Source organism: Micromonospora sp. NPDC047620, from assembly GCF_043205005.1.
GTDB lineage: Bacteria > Actinomycetota > Actinomycetes > Mycobacteriales > Micromonosporaceae > Micromonospora.
The window spans coordinates 45,375-62,731 of the sequence record NZ_JBIDDG010000019.1; the positions used below are offsets into that span (position 1 = coordinate 45,375).

17 protein-coding genes and 2 pseudogenes are annotated in these 17,357 nt (G+C 71.1%); 2 read left to right on the top strand and 17 right to left on the bottom strand.

The features are described from left to right. Positions 1-95: 95 nt before the first annotated feature. Positions 96-449: pseudogene (locus ACGF5C_RS22675) on the top strand (DUF664 domain-containing protein); the annotation flags it as partial. 164 nt (positions 450-613) lie between these two features. On the opposite strand, the gene ACGF5C_RS22680 reads toward ACGF5C_RS22675, so the two are convergent. The 5 genes from ACGF5C_RS22680 to ACGF5C_RS22700 all read right to left on the bottom strand — a co-directional run bounded on the left by ACGF5C_RS22680 (position 614) and on the right by ACGF5C_RS22700 (position 4,590). Then, positions 614-1,276: a response regulator gene (locus ACGF5C_RS22680; RefSeq protein ID WP_393304535.1), complete on the bottom strand. Its 663-nt coding sequence runs from the start codon at positions 1,274-1,276 to the stop codon at positions 614-616. After that, a complete protein-coding gene (locus ACGF5C_RS22685) occupies positions 1,273-2,466 on the bottom strand; it encodes a sensor histidine kinase (protein ID WP_393304537.1) in 1,194 nt (397 codons plus the stop codon). The genes ACGF5C_RS22680 and ACGF5C_RS22685 overlap by 4 nt, the downstream gene beginning before the upstream one ends. 9 nt (positions 2,467-2,475) lie before the next feature. Beyond that, positions 2,476-3,381 carry a hypothetical protein gene (locus ACGF5C_RS22690; protein ID WP_393304539.1) on the bottom strand — a complete coding sequence of 302 codons (906 nt, stop codon included), beginning with the start codon at positions 3,379-3,381 and terminating at the stop codon, positions 2,476-2,478. A gap of 153 nt (positions 3,382-3,534) precedes the next feature. Further along, a complete protein-coding gene (locus ACGF5C_RS22695; protein WP_393304541.1) occupies positions 3,535-4,056 on the bottom strand; it encodes a hypothetical protein in 522 nt (173 codons plus the stop codon). Positions 4,057-4,104: 48 nt separating this feature from the next. After that, a complete protein-coding gene (locus tag ACGF5C_RS22700; RefSeq protein WP_393304543.1) occupies positions 4,105-4,590 on the bottom strand; it encodes a hypothetical protein in 486 nt (161 codons plus the stop codon). A gap of 44 nt (positions 4,591-4,634) precedes the next feature. On the opposite strand from ACGF5C_RS22700, the gene ACGF5C_RS22705 reads away from it, so the two are divergent. Continuing rightward, a complete protein-coding gene (locus ACGF5C_RS22705) occupies positions 4,635-5,525 on the top strand; it encodes a DUF2785 domain-containing protein (protein WP_393304545.1) in 891 nt (296 codons plus the stop codon). Between the two features lie 75 nt (positions 5,526-5,600). Here ACGF5C_RS22705 and ACGF5C_RS22710 read toward each other — a convergent pair. The 12 genes and pseudogenes from ACGF5C_RS22710 to ACGF5C_RS22765 all read right to left on the bottom strand — a co-directional run bounded on the left by ACGF5C_RS22710 (position 5,601) and on the right by ACGF5C_RS22765 (position 17,355). Continuing rightward, positions 5,601-6,070 (bottom strand): annotated as a pseudogene (locus tag ACGF5C_RS22710) (HAD domain-containing protein). Further along, the gene (locus ACGF5C_RS22715) at positions 6,067-6,297 is read right to left on the bottom strand and encodes a hypothetical protein (RefSeq protein ID WP_393304547.1); all 231 of its coding nucleotides are present in this window, start codon (positions 6,295-6,297) and stop codon (positions 6,067-6,069) included. The pseudogene ACGF5C_RS22710 and the gene ACGF5C_RS22715 overlap by 4 nt, the downstream one beginning before the upstream one ends. Before the next feature lie 16 nt (positions 6,298-6,313). Continuing rightward, positions 6,314-7,258, bottom strand: coding sequence for a hypothetical protein (locus ACGF5C_RS22720; protein WP_393304549.1), 945 nt, complete (start codon positions 7,256-7,258; stop codon positions 6,314-6,316). A gap of 29 nt (positions 7,259-7,287) precedes the next feature. Further along, the gene (locus ACGF5C_RS22725) at positions 7,288-8,091 is read right to left on the bottom strand and encodes a sugar phosphate isomerase/epimerase family protein (RefSeq protein WP_393304551.1); all 804 of its coding nucleotides are present in this window, start codon (positions 8,089-8,091) and stop codon (positions 7,288-7,290) included. Beyond that, on the bottom strand, positions 8,088-9,239 hold the full coding sequence (locus tag ACGF5C_RS22730; RefSeq protein WP_393304553.1) for a DUF993 family protein: 1,152 nt from the start codon (positions 9,237-9,239) through the stop codon (positions 8,088-8,090). The genes ACGF5C_RS22725 and ACGF5C_RS22730 overlap by 4 nt, the downstream gene beginning before the upstream one ends. Next, positions 9,236-10,390, bottom strand: coding sequence for a Gfo/Idh/MocA family protein (locus ACGF5C_RS22735; protein ID WP_393304555.1), 1,155 nt, complete (start codon positions 10,388-10,390; stop codon positions 9,236-9,238). Before ACGF5C_RS22735 ends, ACGF5C_RS22730 begins: the two co-directional genes overlap by 4 nt. Positions 10,391-10,499: 109 nt before the next feature. Further along, positions 10,500-12,587 (bottom strand): PQQ-dependent sugar dehydrogenase, encoded by a 2,088-nt coding sequence (locus ACGF5C_RS22740; RefSeq protein WP_393304557.1) that lies wholly within the window; start codon positions 12,585-12,587, stop codon positions 10,500-10,502. A 37-nt stretch (positions 12,588-12,624) separates the two neighbouring features. Next, on the bottom strand, positions 12,625-13,581 hold the full coding sequence (locus ACGF5C_RS22745) for a LamG-like jellyroll fold domain-containing protein (RefSeq protein ID WP_393304559.1): 957 nt from the start codon (positions 13,579-13,581) through the stop codon (positions 12,625-12,627). Positions 13,582-13,684: 103 nt separating this feature from the next. Further along, positions 13,685-14,434, bottom strand: a complete 750-nt coding sequence (locus ACGF5C_RS22750) for an ABC transporter ATP-binding protein (protein WP_350682651.1) — start codon at positions 14,432-14,434, stop codon at positions 13,685-13,687. Beyond that, the gene (locus ACGF5C_RS22755) at positions 14,424-15,164 is read right to left on the bottom strand and encodes an ABC transporter ATP-binding protein (RefSeq protein ID WP_393304561.1); all 741 of its coding nucleotides are present in this window, start codon (positions 15,162-15,164) and stop codon (positions 14,424-14,426) included. The genes ACGF5C_RS22750 and ACGF5C_RS22755 overlap by 11 nt, the downstream gene beginning before the upstream one ends. Before the next feature lie 156 nt (positions 15,165-15,320). Beyond that, the gene (locus tag ACGF5C_RS22760) at positions 15,321-16,484 is read right to left on the bottom strand and encodes a branched-chain amino acid ABC transporter permease (RefSeq protein ID WP_393304563.1); all 1,164 of its coding nucleotides are present in this window, start codon (positions 16,482-16,484) and stop codon (positions 15,321-15,323) included. Continuing rightward, positions 16,468-17,355 (bottom strand): branched-chain amino acid ABC transporter permease, encoded by an 888-nt coding sequence (locus tag ACGF5C_RS22765; protein WP_393304565.1) that lies wholly within the window; start codon positions 17,353-17,355, stop codon positions 16,468-16,470. Before ACGF5C_RS22765 ends, ACGF5C_RS22760 begins: the two co-directional genes overlap by 17 nt. Positions 17,356-17,357: the final 2 nt, after the last annotated feature.

Here is a 17,357-nt window from a genome sequence, read left to right on the forward strand (position 1 = left end):
ATCTCTGAGGAGGCCGGGGCCGGGTCGGCGCGGCCCCGCTTGCGGGCCGCCTTGAACAGCGCGAGCCGGCGACTCAGCGTCGACCGGCGGGGTAGCAGGCGTTCGAGGAGGACCCGCAGGCAGACTGGTACGCGCGGGAGGAGGAGACGAAGGATGGGCTGATCGACCTGTATCGCCGCGTCGGGGTGTTCGCGGATCAGACGATCGAACAGCTACCGCTCGGCCGGGGCGGGTGTCGTGGTGGCGGCCAGGTGGACAGGCCGTGACGCTGCAAAGGATCATCGTCCACGTGACCTGCGACCTCGCTCGTCACGCCGGTCACGCCGACATCATGCGAGCAGCACGACACGGCGATCGGCCTGCGGCGGGAGAGCACCACCGTCCCTCACGACTACGACTGGCCGGCGTACGTCACCAAGCTGACGAAGCTGGCTGACCGCTTCGGATAGCCCCACCCGCGCCAACCGGGCCGCACCACTGTGCGGTGAGTCGCAGTACATGGCGTCGGCTAATCGTGCTCTTCGGGCTGAGGGTGCGGCTGGCATCGAGAAAGTCCACCGCCGAGTCAGGCGCGGGCGGCTGGTTCGGTGGGCTTCGTGGTAAGGCAGTCGGGTCACGCGTCGGGGTGGACGAGCCGGTGCTCGTATGCCCAGACGACCAGGTGTACCCGGTCGCGCAGGCCGAGCTTGGCCAGGATCCGGCTCACGTGGATCTTCACTGTCCCCGCACTCAGGAACAGCCTGGACGCGATCTCGGCGTTCGAAGATCCTCGCGCGACGTGGAGCAGCACTTCGCGCTCCCGCGGGGTGAGGGTCGCCGCCGGGTCCGGCCCGCCCGGCGAGGCGGGTAGGTGCACGCTGACGCGGTCGAGCAACCGCCGGGTGGTCGAGGGCGCGATGACCGCGTCTCCGTTGTGGACTGCCCGGATGCCGGCGAGCATCTCGGCCGCCGGGGCATCCTTGAGCAGGAAACCGCTGGCGCCGGCGCGCAGCGCCGCGAAGGCGTACTCGTCCAGGTCGAACGTGGTGAGGACAATGACCTTAGGCCTCGGCCCGGGACCGGCGAGGAGTTGACGGGTTGCCGCCACGCCGTCGACGCGGGGCATCCGGACGTCCATCAGCACGATGTCGGCGGCGGTGACGGCGAGCGCCTGGAGCGCCTGCGCCCCGTCGGCTGCCTGGCCGACCACGGTCATGTCGTCCTGCGCGTCGATCATCATCGCTGCGCCGGCGCGCACCAGGTCCTGGTCGTCGACGAGGAACACCCGGATGGTCATGCGGCTGCCTCGTCCGCCGGCACCGCGTACGGCAGTCGGGCGGTCACCAGGAAGCCGCCGTCAGCCGGACCCGCCGAGATCGACCCCCCTGCCGCGGCGATCCGTTCCCGCATACCGATCAGGCCGTGGCCGGCCCCGGCCGGAGCGCCGTCCCGGTTGCCCCGGTCGAGGACCGTCACGGAGAGGCCGTCGAGGGTCCAACTCACGGTAACCACCGCCCGGCCGTCCGGGCCGGCGTGTTTGACGGTGTTGGTGAGCGCCTCCTGCACGGTACGGAAGACCGCCAGTTCGGCGCCGGGGGTGACGGGCCGCGCGGCGCCGTGTTCGTGGTGGCTGACCGGCAGGCCCGCGGCCCGTACGCGGTCAAGAAGCTGCGGCAGATCCCGCAGCCCCGGCTGGGGCTCTCGGCTTTCGCTGTCCGACTCGGCGGACCTCAGTACGCCGAGCAGCCCGCGCATGTCCGTCAGGGCGAGCCGGCCCGCGTTCTCGATGGTCGCCAGTATCTCCGCCGCCCGCTCTGGCTGGCTGCGGACCAGGAACTGTCCACCCTTCGCCTGACTCATAATGACGGAGAGTGAGTGCGCGACAACGTCGTGCATGTCCCGGGCGATCCGGTTCCGCTCCTCGATGACCGCCCGTCGGGCACGCTCTTTCTGTTCGGCTGCGGCCTGCCGAGTCCGCTCCTCGAGCAACGCGAGGTAGGCCAGTTGGGTGCGACGGTAAAGGCCGAGGATCCACGCCGCGACGACGACCGCGACCAACAAGCCGCATACCAGGAACGGGTTCGGTCGGAGCCCGGCCGCCGTCACGCTGGGATCGTTGACGAGGCGCAGAGCGGCCAGAACCGCGGCGACGGCCGCCACGGCCAGACCAGCTGCGGCAAAGCGTCGACTCGCGTAGACCCCCAGGGAGTAGATGGCGAACGGGAAGACCAGCACCGAAGGCATGATCAGGAACAGTCCGCTGACGGCGGCCTGCACCGCCAACGCGACACACACCACACCGAATACGGCCCGCGGCGCTGCCCGCCGGGCCAGCAGCGCCGTATGCGCGCCCAGAACCCCCAACCCGAGCGGTACGGCCCGGCCGACCGGCAGCGACACGAACGCCATGACCAGCGACAAGGCCGCAACCGGGAAGCTGACCAGCACCGACAGCAGCAAAGTCCCTCGCCCCGTCCAGCGCGCCATGCCCCCAGCCTAGGCAGCCGTCGACAGGGAGGCGGACGGCGCGGGTGCCGGCTGGGCGCGCCACTGGTATCCGAGCGTGGCGGCGCCGAAAGCGAGACCGAGCAGCAGCCAGGTTCCGTACACGAAGGCCACGATCCACCCGCCGTCGGTGAACCGTACCGGGCCGTTGACCACGCCCATCGCCTGCGCCAGGGCGCCTAACCCGGCCAGCGCCCCCATGCTGAGCAGCACACCGGTCGCGGTCCAGCCGGCGGCAAGCAGTATCCAGCGCGGCAGGAACCGACCCCACGGCTGCACCAACGCGAGGGCGATCCCGCCGGCTACCCCGAAGACGACCAGCTCCATAACGGGGAAGCCCTCGAGAGAGACCCCGCCCACCGCCCGCCGCGCCAGCTCGCCACCCATCGCCCAGTAGACCTTCAGGGCCGGGTACGGCAGGACCAGTGCGGCTGCCGCATAGCCGGGCCAGACCTTCGGGGCGCGGTTTGCACCGGTGGCCCTGGCATGGCGGAGGGCGGCTGCGACCAGCAGCGCCCCGGCCGCGAGCGCCGCGGCGCGAGCCATGAACCCCGGCCAGTCGACGACCGGTGGCAGCCCTGGCACACCGAGTACTGCCAGCGCCCGCAGCGCGTCGAACACAATGCCGCCGGCCGACCAGATCAGCAGGACGAGCGCCGACCACGCGGTGGCCAGCACCGCCAGGCGTGGTATCCGGACCGAACCGGGCCGCCGCCGCATGGCCAGCGCGGCACCGACGCCGAACAGGGCGCCGACCGCGGGAACCCACCAGGGGGCGAAACCCTTCGTGTAGCCGTCAGCTGCCGGCAGGGCGGCCCGAGTGAGTGCGATCGCCAGGGCGGCGACGCAGGCAAGGCCAGCAGCGTCAGGCAGGCGGGGGCGGGCGTACGTGGGCATGGCATCTCCGTCGGGTCGTCGAAACGGTCGGCTCCGACGATCGCCCACCAGCGGTCGAGTCGACATCTGCCGCGGGGCCAGGACATGTATGCCGCTGGTGATACGGCAGGTCCCCCGCTCGTCCACGTCCCGCCCGGCCAGGCCCGCGGCACGTCATCCCAGCGTCCCTGGGAGGTGTCGCACCACCCGGGTGCTGCCCTTGCAGCCGGCTGGACAGTCCTCGTGGTAGTTCGCGGACTGCTGGGCGCCGGCGAGGAGATACGACAGCCCTACCAGGTTGTCCTTGAGCAGCAGTGCCTCGGCCTCGATTTCCTCGAAGCGCCGCTGCTCGGTCAACAGCCAGCCAAGCTGCCGATAGAAAGGGTTGTGGCCCAGCTCGGCCAGCTTGTCCCGGACGAGCTGAGTCGCCTCCTCCAGGCGGCCCTGTGCCGCCAGCAGCCGCACGCGAACGCGCCCCTGGCCCGCGTCAACGGCAGCCTGGTAGGCGGCTACCGCCTCGTCGGCGCGGCCCAGCTTCTCCAACAGCGCACCCAGCGGCCATCGAGAAACACCCTTTCCACCGATCGCTGGCCGATAGGCGCGGACCGCCTCGTCCAGCTGGCCCGCCCGGGCATACACCTTGGCCAGCCGGACGCCCGCCGCCGCGTCACCACTCGGGGCGATCGTCCGGATCAATCGGCTCGTCGCTCATGCCGGCACGATACGAATGTAGTGCTCTGCGAATCAGTCGATTTCCTCGGCGTCGCTCAGGTCTTCCAGCCGTACCGGCCGGTGCTGGGCAAATATCACAGCCAGGCCGTAGGGGTCGCAGACGGCAAAGCGTCCCTCCTGGAAGTGCAGCATCCACTCGCTGTCGGCGTAGAAGTTGAGCTGGGGGTTGTCCAGCGGAAGCTCCTCGGCAGAGACTTCCCGGTAGGGATCGAGCTCGTCCTCGGTCAAGCCGAACCAGGCCGGATCGGTCAGCATCGTGGCGCGCACGAAGCGAAGCCCTGTCACCAGGTAGTGATCGATGTCGTCGAGCACGTGGGCGATCATTGGCAGATCGACGTGGTCGAGGTCTTCGACGCCGTTGAGCAGGATGTTGACCGCGATCGGCAGGCGGTAGGCCGAGCTCGTGACCGGCTGCTGGAGTCTCCATGTGGACAGGTCGCCGGGCCCGCGTTCGAAAGTCAGTAGGCCGATGCCAGGACGAGACACGGTCGTGGTCATGTCGACATCCTCCACCCGCCTATCAACGCCTGACCAGACTGGGCATGCGCGGCCTGGGCGGTGGCAATCCCGGCCGAGCCGATCAGCCGGCGCCGTTATCGGCTGGCGAGACTCGATCAGCGCACGGTAGCTTGCCGCCCGTGACCGACTGGATCAAGATTTTCGACGACGACTGTCGCCTTCCATCAGGGCGTGAGCTGAACGAACTGACCGCGGAACTGGCGCAGTGCCTACGCGATCCGGACCCGGGCATCCGCGACGGTCATCCGTACGTCGTGCTGCGCACCTGGATCGAACGCGACGTCATCGCCGGTGATCGCCGTGAGCAACTCGGCGACGAGATGGCCGACCGGTTCACCGACCCGCACACCGAGGCCCGTACCTTCGCGCCCCTGGTCCTGGACATGATCGTCAGTCGGGGAGACTTCCGTCCGCGCTGGCTCGACGCCTTCAGTCGCTGGTATCCAGCGGAGACGGACCTGCGGGGATACGACCCGCGGCTGGGCTGGCTGCACGCGGTGGCGCACGGTGCCGACCTGCTCGGCACCTTCGGCCGCCACCGTGACGTCGATCCCGCCGCCATGCTCGACCTGGCGGGCGCCCGGCTGCTCGCCCGCACCGACCACCTCTGGGCCGAGCGTGAGGACGACCGCCTCGCCCGCGCCGTCGCTTTGACTCTGACCCGCCCGGAGCTCACCGCCGCGGCGTCAACGAGCTGGCTCGACCCGATCACCGCCGACTTCCGTGCCGTGTCCGCCTCGACCACACCCACGTACGTTTCCAACACGCTGCGCACACTGCGGGCACTCTACGTACTCGTCGACTGCGGGATACGGGTCCGACCAGACGGCCCCCGGCAGCAGATCACCCACCGCCACGAGGTCAAGCAGCGGCTGGTCGACGTTCTGGAAAGCGACGCCAAGGCCATCGGCTGAACCGATAGCGGATCAGGCGCACGTGATGGACTGCGGGCTGCGAGGCAATGTCCTCGGCGCCGGATGGGGGTTGCGTTACTGGGCTTCCTCGTCCAGCCACTGGGCGACGGCTTGGTAGTCCGCGTCGGTGAGGCCACGGCGTGGGTCTACGCGGTGCAGGAGCGCGGAAGCGCCGTGGTTCGCCGCTACCCACGTCCGGTCGGCGTCGGTGATCTCGTCGTCCACCCAGGCGAACCGGCGTCCTGCCGCCCACTCGGCGAGGCGGCGCGTCTTCCAGTGCAGCCGACCGCCGTCGTCTTCGTCGTCTGGCCAGTCGACGACCGGGAGCGGAGGTAGGCCGAGCCGTGGTGCGAGCACCTCGTTCGCCTCGGCCATCCAGGTCGTAGCCCGGACGAGGTCGCAAGGCAACGCAGCAAGTCGGCGTCCGTGTTCCCCGTCCAGACCTGCCAGCAAGGGTTGTCGTCGTCGCCGATCGGGCCTCCGGCGCCGCCGAAGGGCAGAAACGTCCCGTCCACGTCGAGGAACAGCAACGGACGATCAGTCACCGCGCTGCGCCGATTCCGTGCTCGGCCAGGCGGCGTACGCCCGCTTCGCCGAAGTCCACATCCGGCCAGAGCTGGTGCGCGACCCAGTCCAGCCACTCGCGCGGCGGCTCATCGGCCTGGAAGTAGGCGATTCTCTCAGCTTCGTCCATGGGCGCGGCCTCCCACACGCCCATGAGCATCAAGCTGTTCCCGTACGGCGGCGTCGAGAAGTTCGCGCGTCCGGTCATTCACCCTTGATGCTCCTCAGCTCAGGTTGATGACGGGCCGGGTCAGGATCCCGTCGGCGTACCGGTCGTCGGAGGCGAGCCACTGGCCGAAATCCTTGTCGCGGTAGGCGGTCGCGAGGGTGAGCCAGCCCAGGAAGAATCCGCTTCCGCCACAGGTGGTGCTGCCGCCATCGCCGCCGCACACGATGGTTCGCTCGGTGGTCGCCTCGTGCTTGTAGGGATCCTGCCCGATCGCCAACCCCCACAGGTTCGCCTCGCGGTGCGCGCCAGTCTTGTAGTCGAACGGGTAGCCGTCGTCGGGGCAGTCATCGCCCCAGCGGAACAGGGTCGCCGCACCGGCTCCACACGCCCACTCCCACTCATCCGCAGTGGTCGTCCGCAGGCCGACGCTCGCGAGCCCGGCCATGGCCTCGTCGTGGGAGACCTCCCGGGTCGCTCGGGCCCGCGCCACCTGCCCGGTCTGGTCGAACTCGACCGTCAGCCCGCCACCAGATCGGAATATCTTCACCCGGCCGCGCCGATTCTCAGTCGACGCGACGAGTTCGAGTACCCGAGGGTCGTCCGGCGCCAGCGGAATCTCGCACGGGTCGAACGCTTCCACCGCGATCAGCATCGCCGGCATCTCGGCGCTGCGTACCGGCGAGGTCATCGCGTCGACGTACTCGGCCAGCGGTGGAAGAGCGTACTCGTCGGCGCTGTCGGCGTAGCTGGCCGCCTGCTCCGGAAAGGGCTGGAATCGGGCCGCGTCGTAGCCGAGAGTCGGCCGGCCGCCGGGTACCAGAGCGAATCGCATCCCGTTGCGGTCGAACAGCGCCATCCGGTGCGACCGCCCCGCGTACGCCGTGTTCCTCAGGCCCACCACGGTCAGGTCGTGGCGGTCGGCGATGTCCTGGGCCATCCGGCGGGCAGCGCCGTCAGACCGGTCGTTCCACTGCTCGAAACTGAGGTCGGCGTACGGCACCGCGCAAGAATAGAGCCGAAGGCACCGATTCAGGCAACGTGCGTGAGGTAGCCGGCGACGGCCTCGTCGAGCACCTTCCGGCCGGGCCGTGCCCACACCTCCTCGGCGAAGACCTCCACCTCCACCGGTCCGTCGTAGCCGGCCGCGTCCACGGCTTCCCGGAAGCGGCGCAGCTCGACGCAGCCCGCGCCGGGCAGCCCCCGGCCGAGCAGCACCCCCGCCGGCAGCGGCGTCACCCAGTCGGCGATCTGGAAGCAGGCGATGCGTCCCTCCCGGCCGGCCCGCGCGATCTGCGCCCACACCTGGTCGTCCCACCAGAGGTGGTACGTGTCGACGACGACGCCCACCGTCTCCGCCGGATACGGCGCGACGAGGTCCAGGGCCTGACCGAGACTGGCGACCACGCACCGGTCGGAGCAGAACATCGGGTGCAGCGGCTCCACGGCGAGCCGGACCCCCGCGGCCCGGGCGTACGGCGCCAACTCGCCGATCGCGTCCCGCACGTGCGCCCGGGCACCGTCGATGTCCCGGCTGCCGTCGGGCAGGCCGCCGGAGACCAGCACCAGCACCGGCGCGCCCACCGCCGCCGCCTCGTCGATGGCCCGCCGGTTCTCGTCGAGCCAGCCGGGAGTGTTGAAGAACCCGCCGCGGCACAGCGACGTGACGGTCAGGCCCGCGTCCCGTACCAGCGCCGCGGCCGGTTCGACCCCGTACGCGGCCAGATCCTCCCGCCACAGCCCCACCCCGGACACCCCGGCGTCGACGCAGCCGGCGACGAGTTCCGGCAGCGGCCACCGCTTCGTCGTCGCCGAGTTGAGCGCGAACCGCTTCACTGCGTCACCCCCGCCGTGGTCATGAACGCCCGCGCGCGGTGCGCGGCCAGCTCGGCGTCGGGCAGCAGCCCGGCCGCGTCGGCCAGCCGCAGCAGCCCGCCCAGGTGCACCGGCGACCGCCCCGACTGGAGACCACCGACCATCGTGAAGTGGTCCTGGTGACCGGCGAGCCAGGCCAGGAACACGATGCCGGTCTTGTAGTAGAAGGTCGGGGCGCCGAACAGGTGCCGGGCAAACGGCAGCGTGGACGCCAGGATCCGGTCGTACGCCGCCAGGTCACCGGTGTCCAGCACGCGCAGCGCGGCGGCGGCCGGGGGCGCGATCGCGGCGAGGACGCCGAGCAGGGCGTCGGAGTGGCCCGCGCCGTCCCCCCGGATCAGGGCCGGGTAGTTGAAGTCGTCGCCGGTGTAGAGCCGTACCCCCGTGGGCAGGCGCCGGCGCAGCGCGACCTCGAAGTCCTCGTCGAGCAGCGACAGTTTGACGCCGTCGACCTTGCCGGTGTGCGCGCCGATCAGCGCGACCACGGTGTCCGCGGCCCGAGCGGGATCGGCGTCGCCCCAGTAGCCCGCGAGGGCCGGGTCGAACGCCGGGCCGAGCCAGTGCAGCACCACCGGGCCGTCGGCGTCGGCCAGCAGCCGGCCGTAGACGTCGAGGTAGTCGTCGGCGGACCGGGCCGCGGCGGCCAGGTGACGGCTGCACATGAGTACCGGCCGGGCGCCGGCGTCCTGCACGTCGGCGAGCTGCTCGGCGTACGCCTTGCGGATCTCGTCGAGCGTGGCCGGGCCGGCGGGCAGCTGGTCGGTGGCGACGCCCGCGCAGATCGCGCCGCCCTCGGCCCGGGCGGCCGCCGCCGAGCGCCGCACCAGCTCGCGCGCCGCCGGGTAGTCCATGCCCATGCCACGCTGGGCGGTGTCCATCGCCTCGGCGACGCCGAACCCGTACGACCACAGGTGCCGGCGGAACGCCAGGGTCGCGTCCCAGTCGACGGCGGCGGGCGCGCCCGGCACGTTCTCCGCGCGGGGGTCGGCGACGACGTGCGCGGCGGCGTACGCGACCCGGCTGGTGAAGCGGGTGCCGGGCGTGACGTGCTCGCGCCCGGCACCGGAGAGAATGAGCGGCCCGTCGGGCAGGTTGACGGTCCGGGTCACGGCCGCAGCTCCGTGACCTCGACGCGCCGACCCTCCCGCGCCGACTGCAGGCCCAGCTCGGCCAGCTGCACACCCCGCGCGCCGGCCCACAGATCCCAGGTGTACGGGGCGTCCTCCGCGACGTGCCGCAGGAACATCTCCCACTGCGCCTTGAATCCGTTGTCGAACACCTCGTTGTCCGGTACCTCCTGCCACTGCGCGCGGAAGTCGTCGGTGGACGGCAGGTCCGGGTTCCAGACCGGCTTCGGGGTGGCGGCCCGGTGCTGGACGCGGCAGCGACGCAGGCCGGCGACCGCGCTGCCCTCGGTGCCGTCGACCTGGAACTCGACCAGTTCGTCCCGGTTCACCCGGACGGCCCAGGAGGAGTTGACCTGCGCGACGATGCCGCCGTCCAGCTCGAAGATCGCGTACGCGGCGTCGTCGGCGGTCGCGTCGTAGGGCTGACCGTCCTCGGCCCACCGGCGCGGGATGTGGGTGGTGACGTGCGCGGTGACCGCCCGCACCGGCGCGAAGATCTGCTCCAGGACGTAGTGCCAGTGCGGGAACATGTCGACGACGATTCCGCCACCGTCGGCGGCCCGGTAGTTCCAGCTCGGCCGCTGGGCCTCCTGCCAGTCGCCCTCGAAGACCCAGTAGCCGAACTCGCCGCGCACCGACAGGATCCGGCCGAAGAACCCGCCCCGCACGAGCCGGTCGAGCTTGCGCAGGCCGGGCAGGAAGAGCTTGTCCTGCACGACGCCGTGCCGTACGCCGGCCGCGTCGGCGACGCGTGCCAGCTCGACCGCGCCGTGCAGGGTGGTGGCGACGGGCTTCTCCGTGTAGATGTGCTTGCCCGCCGCGACGGCGAGCCCGATCGCCTTCTCCCGTTCGCTGGTGACCTGCGCGTCGAAGTAGATCGAGACGTCCGGTCGCGCCAGCGCGGCGTCCAGGTCGGTCGTCCAGTCGGTCAACCCGTGCCGGGCCGCGACGTCGCGTAGTTTGGCCTCGTTCCGCCCGACCAGGACGGGTTCCGGCCAGAGCCGGCTCCCGTCACGCAGCGGTACGCCGCCCTGCTCGCGGATGGCCAGCAGCGACCGGACCAGGTGCTGCCGGTAGCCCATCCGCCCGGTCACGCCGTTCATCACGATGCCGATCGGGACACGTGCCGTCATCGTCCCACTCTCCTCAGGGGTCATCTCCGGCACCCGGGCCGGCCGGGTGCCGCACACTGCCCGTCCCCGGCGGGGACGGCGGCTTTGCCGTCGTCCCCGCCGGACCGGTTCAGGCCGGGGTTCCGGTCACCGTCAGGTGACGTAGCCGGCCGATGTTGTCGAACGAGCCGAAGCCGACCCGTCCGGAGCCGAACGTGGTGTCCTTCGCGGTCATCAGCGGGTCCGTCTTGCCGTCCACGTAGACCGCGATCTCGCCGGTGGCCGGCAGGTGCACGACGCGCACCTTGTGCCAGTCGGCGTCGACGATCGCCGGGTTCGCGCCGCGCGACCGGCCGTTCCACTGGTGGTCGATGCGCTGCCGGTCGGCGTTGTTGACCTTGAAGATGCCGTTGTGCGGCAGGATCGTGTTGTCGGTCGACAGGTGGGCGTAGTAGAACTCGGTGTCCGAGCGCCAGCCGAAGACGATGATCACGTCCCGGTTGTTCACCTCGACCGGCGTGTCGAGCCGGACGTCGGCCTGGATCTCCACGGACGACCACTCCGGCCCGTCGGTCACCACCGCGTACTCGAACGGACGGCGCGGGCCTGGCCGGCTCACGCCCGCCTCGGCGAGGATCACCTCGTCACGGTCGAACTGCCACTTCGACGGGGTCACCGGCGCCCATCCGTCCGGGCCGGAGGGCTTGTGCAGCTTGGTGCCGCCGACGTCGCCGCCCGCGAACTCCCGGGTTCCGGTCACCTTCCAGATCTTCCCGTTGGCCTTGGCGAGAAGGTAGAGCCCGCCGGCGGCGTCGGCGCCGAAGCGCAGGTCGACCCGCTCCGGGTTGCCCGGGGCGCCGGGGCCGGAGAGGTCCTGCATGCGCACCGGCTCGCCGGTGGCGTTGAAGAGCGCGAGGCGGTGGATCGTGGCCAGGTCGTGGCCGCGTCGCATCTCGTGGGCCTCGGTGTAGAGGACCTGCCCGTCGACCAGATCACCGAAGACGTACTTGCCCTTCAGCGCGGGCAGCTCGTTGCCGCGGTAGACGAACCCGCCGGCCACCGCGACACCGACGTCGGAGGTGCAGTTCCAGCCGGCCGCCGGGTTGTGGTCGTACGCCGCGACCGGGTACGTGTAGCCGAAGTTGGCGTCGTTCGGCGGCAGCGGCAGGAGCTTGTCGCAGGCGCTCCCCGCCTTGTTGAAGACGAACGCGCCCTCGCGCTCGCTCCAGCCGAAGTTGTCACCGGCGCGCACCTCGTAGATCGCCTCGATGGCGTGCTCGCCGATGTGGCCGAGGAACATCCGGCCGGTGGCCGGGTCCCAGCTGAACCGGTGCGGGTCGCGGAACCCGACCGCGTAGACCTCACCCAGGGCGTCGGCCCGGTCGACGAACGGGTTGTCCGCCGGGATGCCGTACTGCCCGTTGGCCGAGTCGGTGCCCTGCGGGTCGATGCGTAGCAGCTTGCCGTGCACCATGCCCAGGTTCTGCGGCTCGGTGTTGCGTACGCCGGTGCCGCCGTCGCCGACGGCCAGGTACAGCAGCCCGTAGTCGCGCTGGCCGGGCCGCGCCGTGGGGTTGAAGTTGATCTCCTGGATGCCGTGGACCTGGCCGGCGAAGCCGATCCGCAGCAGCTCGCGCCGGCTGCCGGAGAACGTGTCGGCGGCCGGGTCGGTCGCCGTCCACTCGGTGATCACGCCGTGGAAGATGCTGTTGGCCTGGGCGTGGTCCGGTGCCCTGGTGGCCAGCGACGCCTGTTCGGTGTGGATGGTGTATAAGCGGCCGTTGGTGCCGAACTCGGGGTGGAACGCGACGTAGCCGAAGCCCTGGCCGAGCCCGCGGCCGGAGAAGAACTGCGGCGCGAACGTGTCGGCGACGTCCAGGTAGACGTGCGGCACGCCGTCCCTGACCAGGTAGAGGTGGCCGTTGAGGTCCGGCACGGCACGCCGGCCGGAGCCGTCGGGCAGCTCCATGATGGTGTTGATGCGGGCGGTACGCATCAGCCGCTGGTCGGTCGGTGCCGGGATGGGAAACGACTGCGGGAAGCTGGCGTACTCGGTCAGGACCAGTCCGAGCCGAGACTGGCTGGGCATCTCGACGACCGGGTCGTGGACGGGGCCGGCGGCTCGGGCGGGGCCGGCTACCAGGGTGGACAGGACGAGGGTGGCGGCGGTCAGCCCGGCCGTCAGCGCGGATCTGCGGGTCTTGCGGATGCTGCGCACGCGGGTCTCCTTCCCGGTGAAGCGGTGCGGAGGGTGGTCAGCGGGCCATGTAGCGGTACTGCTTCTCGACGTCGGACGCCGAGACGACGGTGTCGAGGAACATCAGGGCGTCCATGCGGCAGTCGCACGGGTTCCGCTCCAGCGTGTCCTGCGGGAAGCTCCCGCCGATCTTGATGCCTCGCGGGTCCGAGGCGGTGGTGACGTGCGGGCCGGGGCCGGACACGAGCCACGGGTCGTCGGTGCGGGTGTAGAAGCCGTCCACCGGCTGACCGTTGCGGTAGAGCGCCAGCGCGCCGGTGTTGAAGTCGAAGGTGGCCGCGAGGTGGACCCACTCCCCCTTCGGCAGCAGCGTCCGCCAGTCCTCCCTCGCCGCGAAGGTCTGCGAGTTGCCCCCGTCGAGGCGCCGGCCGAGGGCGACCAGCCGCAGTTCGCCGTTGACGTCGATGAGTTCCAGCAGCGCCCGGACGCCGTGGCCGTCCGAGTCGCCGGTCAGCACGCCGGCCAGCCCGATCGCGTTGAACCGGTCGGCCGGGTTGGCGGTGGTGGAGTTGAGCGCCGGGGCGTCCATCTCCATCTTGAACCAGCCCATCACGGTGGTGCCCCGGGTGCCGGCGAAGGGGCGCAGGGTGCGTACGCCGCTGGCCGACCAGGCGCCCGCCTTCCAGTCGTCGTTGCCGGCCTGGGCGGGGTTCACCTGCCGGGTCTGCAACGCGTTGCCGCTGCCCGGGTAGGCATGCTCGGCCACGCGCATGTCGGCGCCGCCGTCGACGAGTTCGATCTCGGTGCCGGAGCGGCCCAGGTCCCGCTCGAGCGCCGCGTCACCCACCGCCGGGTGGTCGAAGTCGTAGAAGGCGACCAGGCCCGATCGCAGGTGGGGATGGACGTCGCGGGGTTTGCTCCGGTCGGCCTGGGCCGGTGGTGCCCCGGCGCCCGCCAGCACACCGGTCGCCAGTACGGCGGCGGCGGCGACGGCGAGCCGTCTCGTTCTGGTCATCGCGATACGCCTCGTTTCAGCTCTGGCGGAGCAAGCAACCGCTTTCGGAAGCGCTTACGTGCTCACGCTCCAACTCTGTGTGCCGCTGTCACGTCGGGGTCTGTTACCGCTTCGGCGGTGCCGTCGGCTCGGCGGGCCGTCCGCCGAGGTACAGCTCGCCGAGCTGCGGGTCGGCCAACAGTTGCGGCGCCGGCCCGGAGATGTGCACGCGCCCGAGGTCGAGCACGCAGCCGAGATCGGCCGTCTCCAGCGCCCGCCGGGCGTTCTGCTCCACGAGCAGCACCGCCGTACCGGCGTCGCGCATTCGCACGACCTGTTCGAACACGGTCGTCGTCGCCTTCGGGTCCAGGCCCATGGACGGCTCGTCGAGGAGCACGACCTTCGGGTTGACCATGAGCGACCGGGCGAACTCCACCTGCTTCTGCTGCCCGCCGGAGAGCAGCCCGGCCAGCGAGTTCCAGCGCTGCGCGACGACCGGGAAGACCTCCTTGACGAAGGCCGTCCGTTCGGCGATCAATGCCTTGTCCTTCAACGTGTAGCCGCCCAGCAGGACGTTCTCGGCCACGGTCATCTCGCGGAAGACGCTGTGCCCCTGCAGGACGTGTGCGACGCCGGAGGCGAGCATCCGCTGCGGCCCCTGGCCGGTCACGTCCACGCCGCCGACGAGGATCCGCCCGGAGCGGGGCCTGAGCAGCCCGCTGGCGACCTTCAGGACGGTGGACTTCCCGGCGCCGTTGGGGCCGACCAGGCAGACGATCTGGCCCGCGGGCACCGAGACGGTCAGGCCGCGCAGCACCGGCGCGGCGCGCCCGTAGCCGGCCTGGATGTCGACGAGTTCGATTTCAGACGCCAAGGTAGGCCCCCAGGACGCGTTCGTCGGAGCGGATGAGCGACGGCGGACCCTCGGCGATCGGGCGGCCGCGGTCGAACACCACGATGTGGTCGCTGACGCTCATCACGAGGTCCATGTTGTGCTCGACGATCACGAACGTGCGCCCCTCGGCGTTGAGTTCGCGGACCAGGGTGCCGATCCGGTCCAGCAGTGCCGGGTTGACGCCGCCGGCCGGCTCGTCGAGCAGGACGGTTTCCGGGTCGCTCATCAGCACACCGGCGAGTTCCAGCAGCTTCTGCTGGCCCCAGGACATGTTGCGCGCCTCCACGTCGGTCAGGTGCTCGATGCCGAGGCGGGTGAGCCAGCCCCGGGCACGGTCGACCTCCGCGTGGGCGCGGGCGCCACGCAGCAGGCCGGTCAGGCCGGTCGGGCGCACGGCCGCGAGGACGTTGTCCAGCGCCGTCATCCGGGGAAAGACGCGGCACAGCTGGAACGTACGGCCGACGCCGGCGTGGACGATGCGGTGCGGGGCCGCGCCGGTGATGTCCCGCCCGCGGTAGGTGACCTGCCCCCCGTCCGGCCGGATCATCCCGGTGACGCAGTTGAAGAAGGTCGTCTTGCCCGACCCGTTCGGCCCGATCAGCGCGTTGACCTTGCCGTGCTGGAACGCGATGGTCGCGCCGTCGAGCGCCACCACGCCACCGAACGCCTTGGTGAGCCCGGCGGTGGCCAACCCTCGTACCTCGCTCATGCCGGCACTCCGCTTCGCTCCGTGCCGTCATGAGGCACCACCGCACTGAGCCAAACGATTCGCTCACTTCGCTCGCTCATGCCGGCACTCCGCTTCGCTCCGTGCCGTCATGAGGCACCACCGCACTGAGCCAAACGACTCGCTCACTTCGCTCGCTCATGCCCGCTCCTCCGTCGACTGGGCCCGCGCACCGGCGGTGCCGGCGGCGGCGTCCACCGGTTCCCGCGCGGCCGGCGCGGCGGCGGCCGTGGCACGCTGCTGGCGCAGCTGCGCGGCCGTGATCTCGCGGATCGAGTTCTGCGCCGGCCGCATCCGACCGAGCAGGGAACCGATCGCAGGCAGCACGCCGTCGGGCATGAAGAGCACGACCAGCGCGAGCAGCAGGCCCGTCGCGACCAGGTGCAGCTGGGTGTCGCCGAACTCCACCTTGAAGTACTCCAGCCCGATGCCGACCACCAGCGCGCCGATCAGCGGGCCGAACAGGTTCCGGACGCCGCCGAGCAGCGCCATCAGCACCAGGTACGAGCCGGTGAGGATGGAGAACTGGAACACCGGGTCGAGGTCGCCGAACCAGAGCGCGTAGAGCCCGCCGCCCAGGGCGGTGAACCCCGCAGAGACCACGAACACCACCAGCTTGTACGCAAAGGTCGGGGTGCCCAGCGCCTCCGCCTTGTCCTCGTCCTCCCGGATGGCCTTCAGCCCGAGGCCGAACCGGGAGCGGTCGACGACCCACCAGGCCAGCAGGGCCAGCGCGAGCAGGCCGGTGAACAGGTAGTAGAACGCCCGGTGGTGCTCCGGACGGAGCAGGTCCGGGAACGGGCGCGGCACCACCAGACCGCGTGACCCGCCGGTGAGCGACGCCCAGCTCTGGAAGACCAGCAGCAGGATCAGCACCAGCGCGATCGAGACGATGACGAACGACGCGCCGCGGACCCGCAGCGCGGCGAAGCCGATCGGTACGGCGAGGGCGGCCACCAGCAGGGCCGCCACCGCGAGGGCCACGAAGCTCGGCAGGCCGGCCTTCGTGACCAGCAGGGCGGTCCCGTAGCCGCCGAGCCCGGCGAGGGCGCCGTGGCCGAGGGAGATGTACCCGGTGAACCCGCCGACGAAGTTCCACGACGTCGAGAGCACCGCGTAGTTGAGCACCACGACGCCCGCCGAGAGGATGTACGGGTTGGGTGCCAGGGACGGGAAGGCCAGCACCGCCGCGGCGAGCAGCACGACCGCCGCCACCTGGAGGGCCCGGTCGAGGCTGCGCCGCGCGGTCACCGCCCCGGCCGGCGGGACGGCCACCGTCGTCGGGTCAGAAGCGCTGGGCAAGGCGACCTCCGAAGAAACCTTGTGGCCGGAACGCCAGCGTCGCGAACAGGGCCAGGTAGAAGATGGTCTGCGCCCAGGTCGTGCCGAGCGGGATCTGCAGCAGGCTCTGCAGCATGCCGAGCACCATCGCGGCCATCGCGGCACCGGGTACGCTGCCCAGCCCGCCCACCACGATGATGGCCATCAGCGGGCCGATCCAGTGCCAGTGCAGCGACGGGTAGATGGTGGTGTCGAGGGCCAGGGCCGTGCCGCCGACGGCCGCGGTGGCGAGGCCGAGGCCGAAGCCGTACCCGGCCACCCGCTCGGTCTCGATGCCCACCAGGCGCGCCGCGTCGCGGTGCTGGATGGTCGCCCGCAGGGCCCAGCCGAAGGTGGTCCTCTTCATCAGCAGGTAGAGGGTGGCCAGGGCGACGGCGGCGAGGCCGAACGCGATCAGCTTGACCACCGCGACCCGGGCACCGAAGATCCCGAAGCTCGCCGAGCCGTAGCCGAGCTGGACCCGCCGCTGGGTGCCGTCGAACACGTAGCCGAGCAGACCCTCGATGGCGACCGCGATCGCGAAGGTCAGCAGCACCGACATCATGGTCAGCGTGGTCGGGCGCAGCCGGGCCAGGAGCAGCCGCTGCAGCAGGACGCCGCAGGCGAAGAAGAGCGGCACGGTGGCAATCATCGACAGCAGCGGATCGACGCCCAGCCGGGTGTGGGACCACCAGGCGAGGTACGCGGCGAGGATGAGGAACGCCGAGTGGGCGATCATCACGACCCGCATGATCCCGAAGTAGAGGGTGAGTCCCGCTGCCAGGAGGGCGTAGAGCCCTCCCAGCAGCAGACCCAGGATGACGCTCTGGAAGAGCAGGGCACCGGAGGGCATGT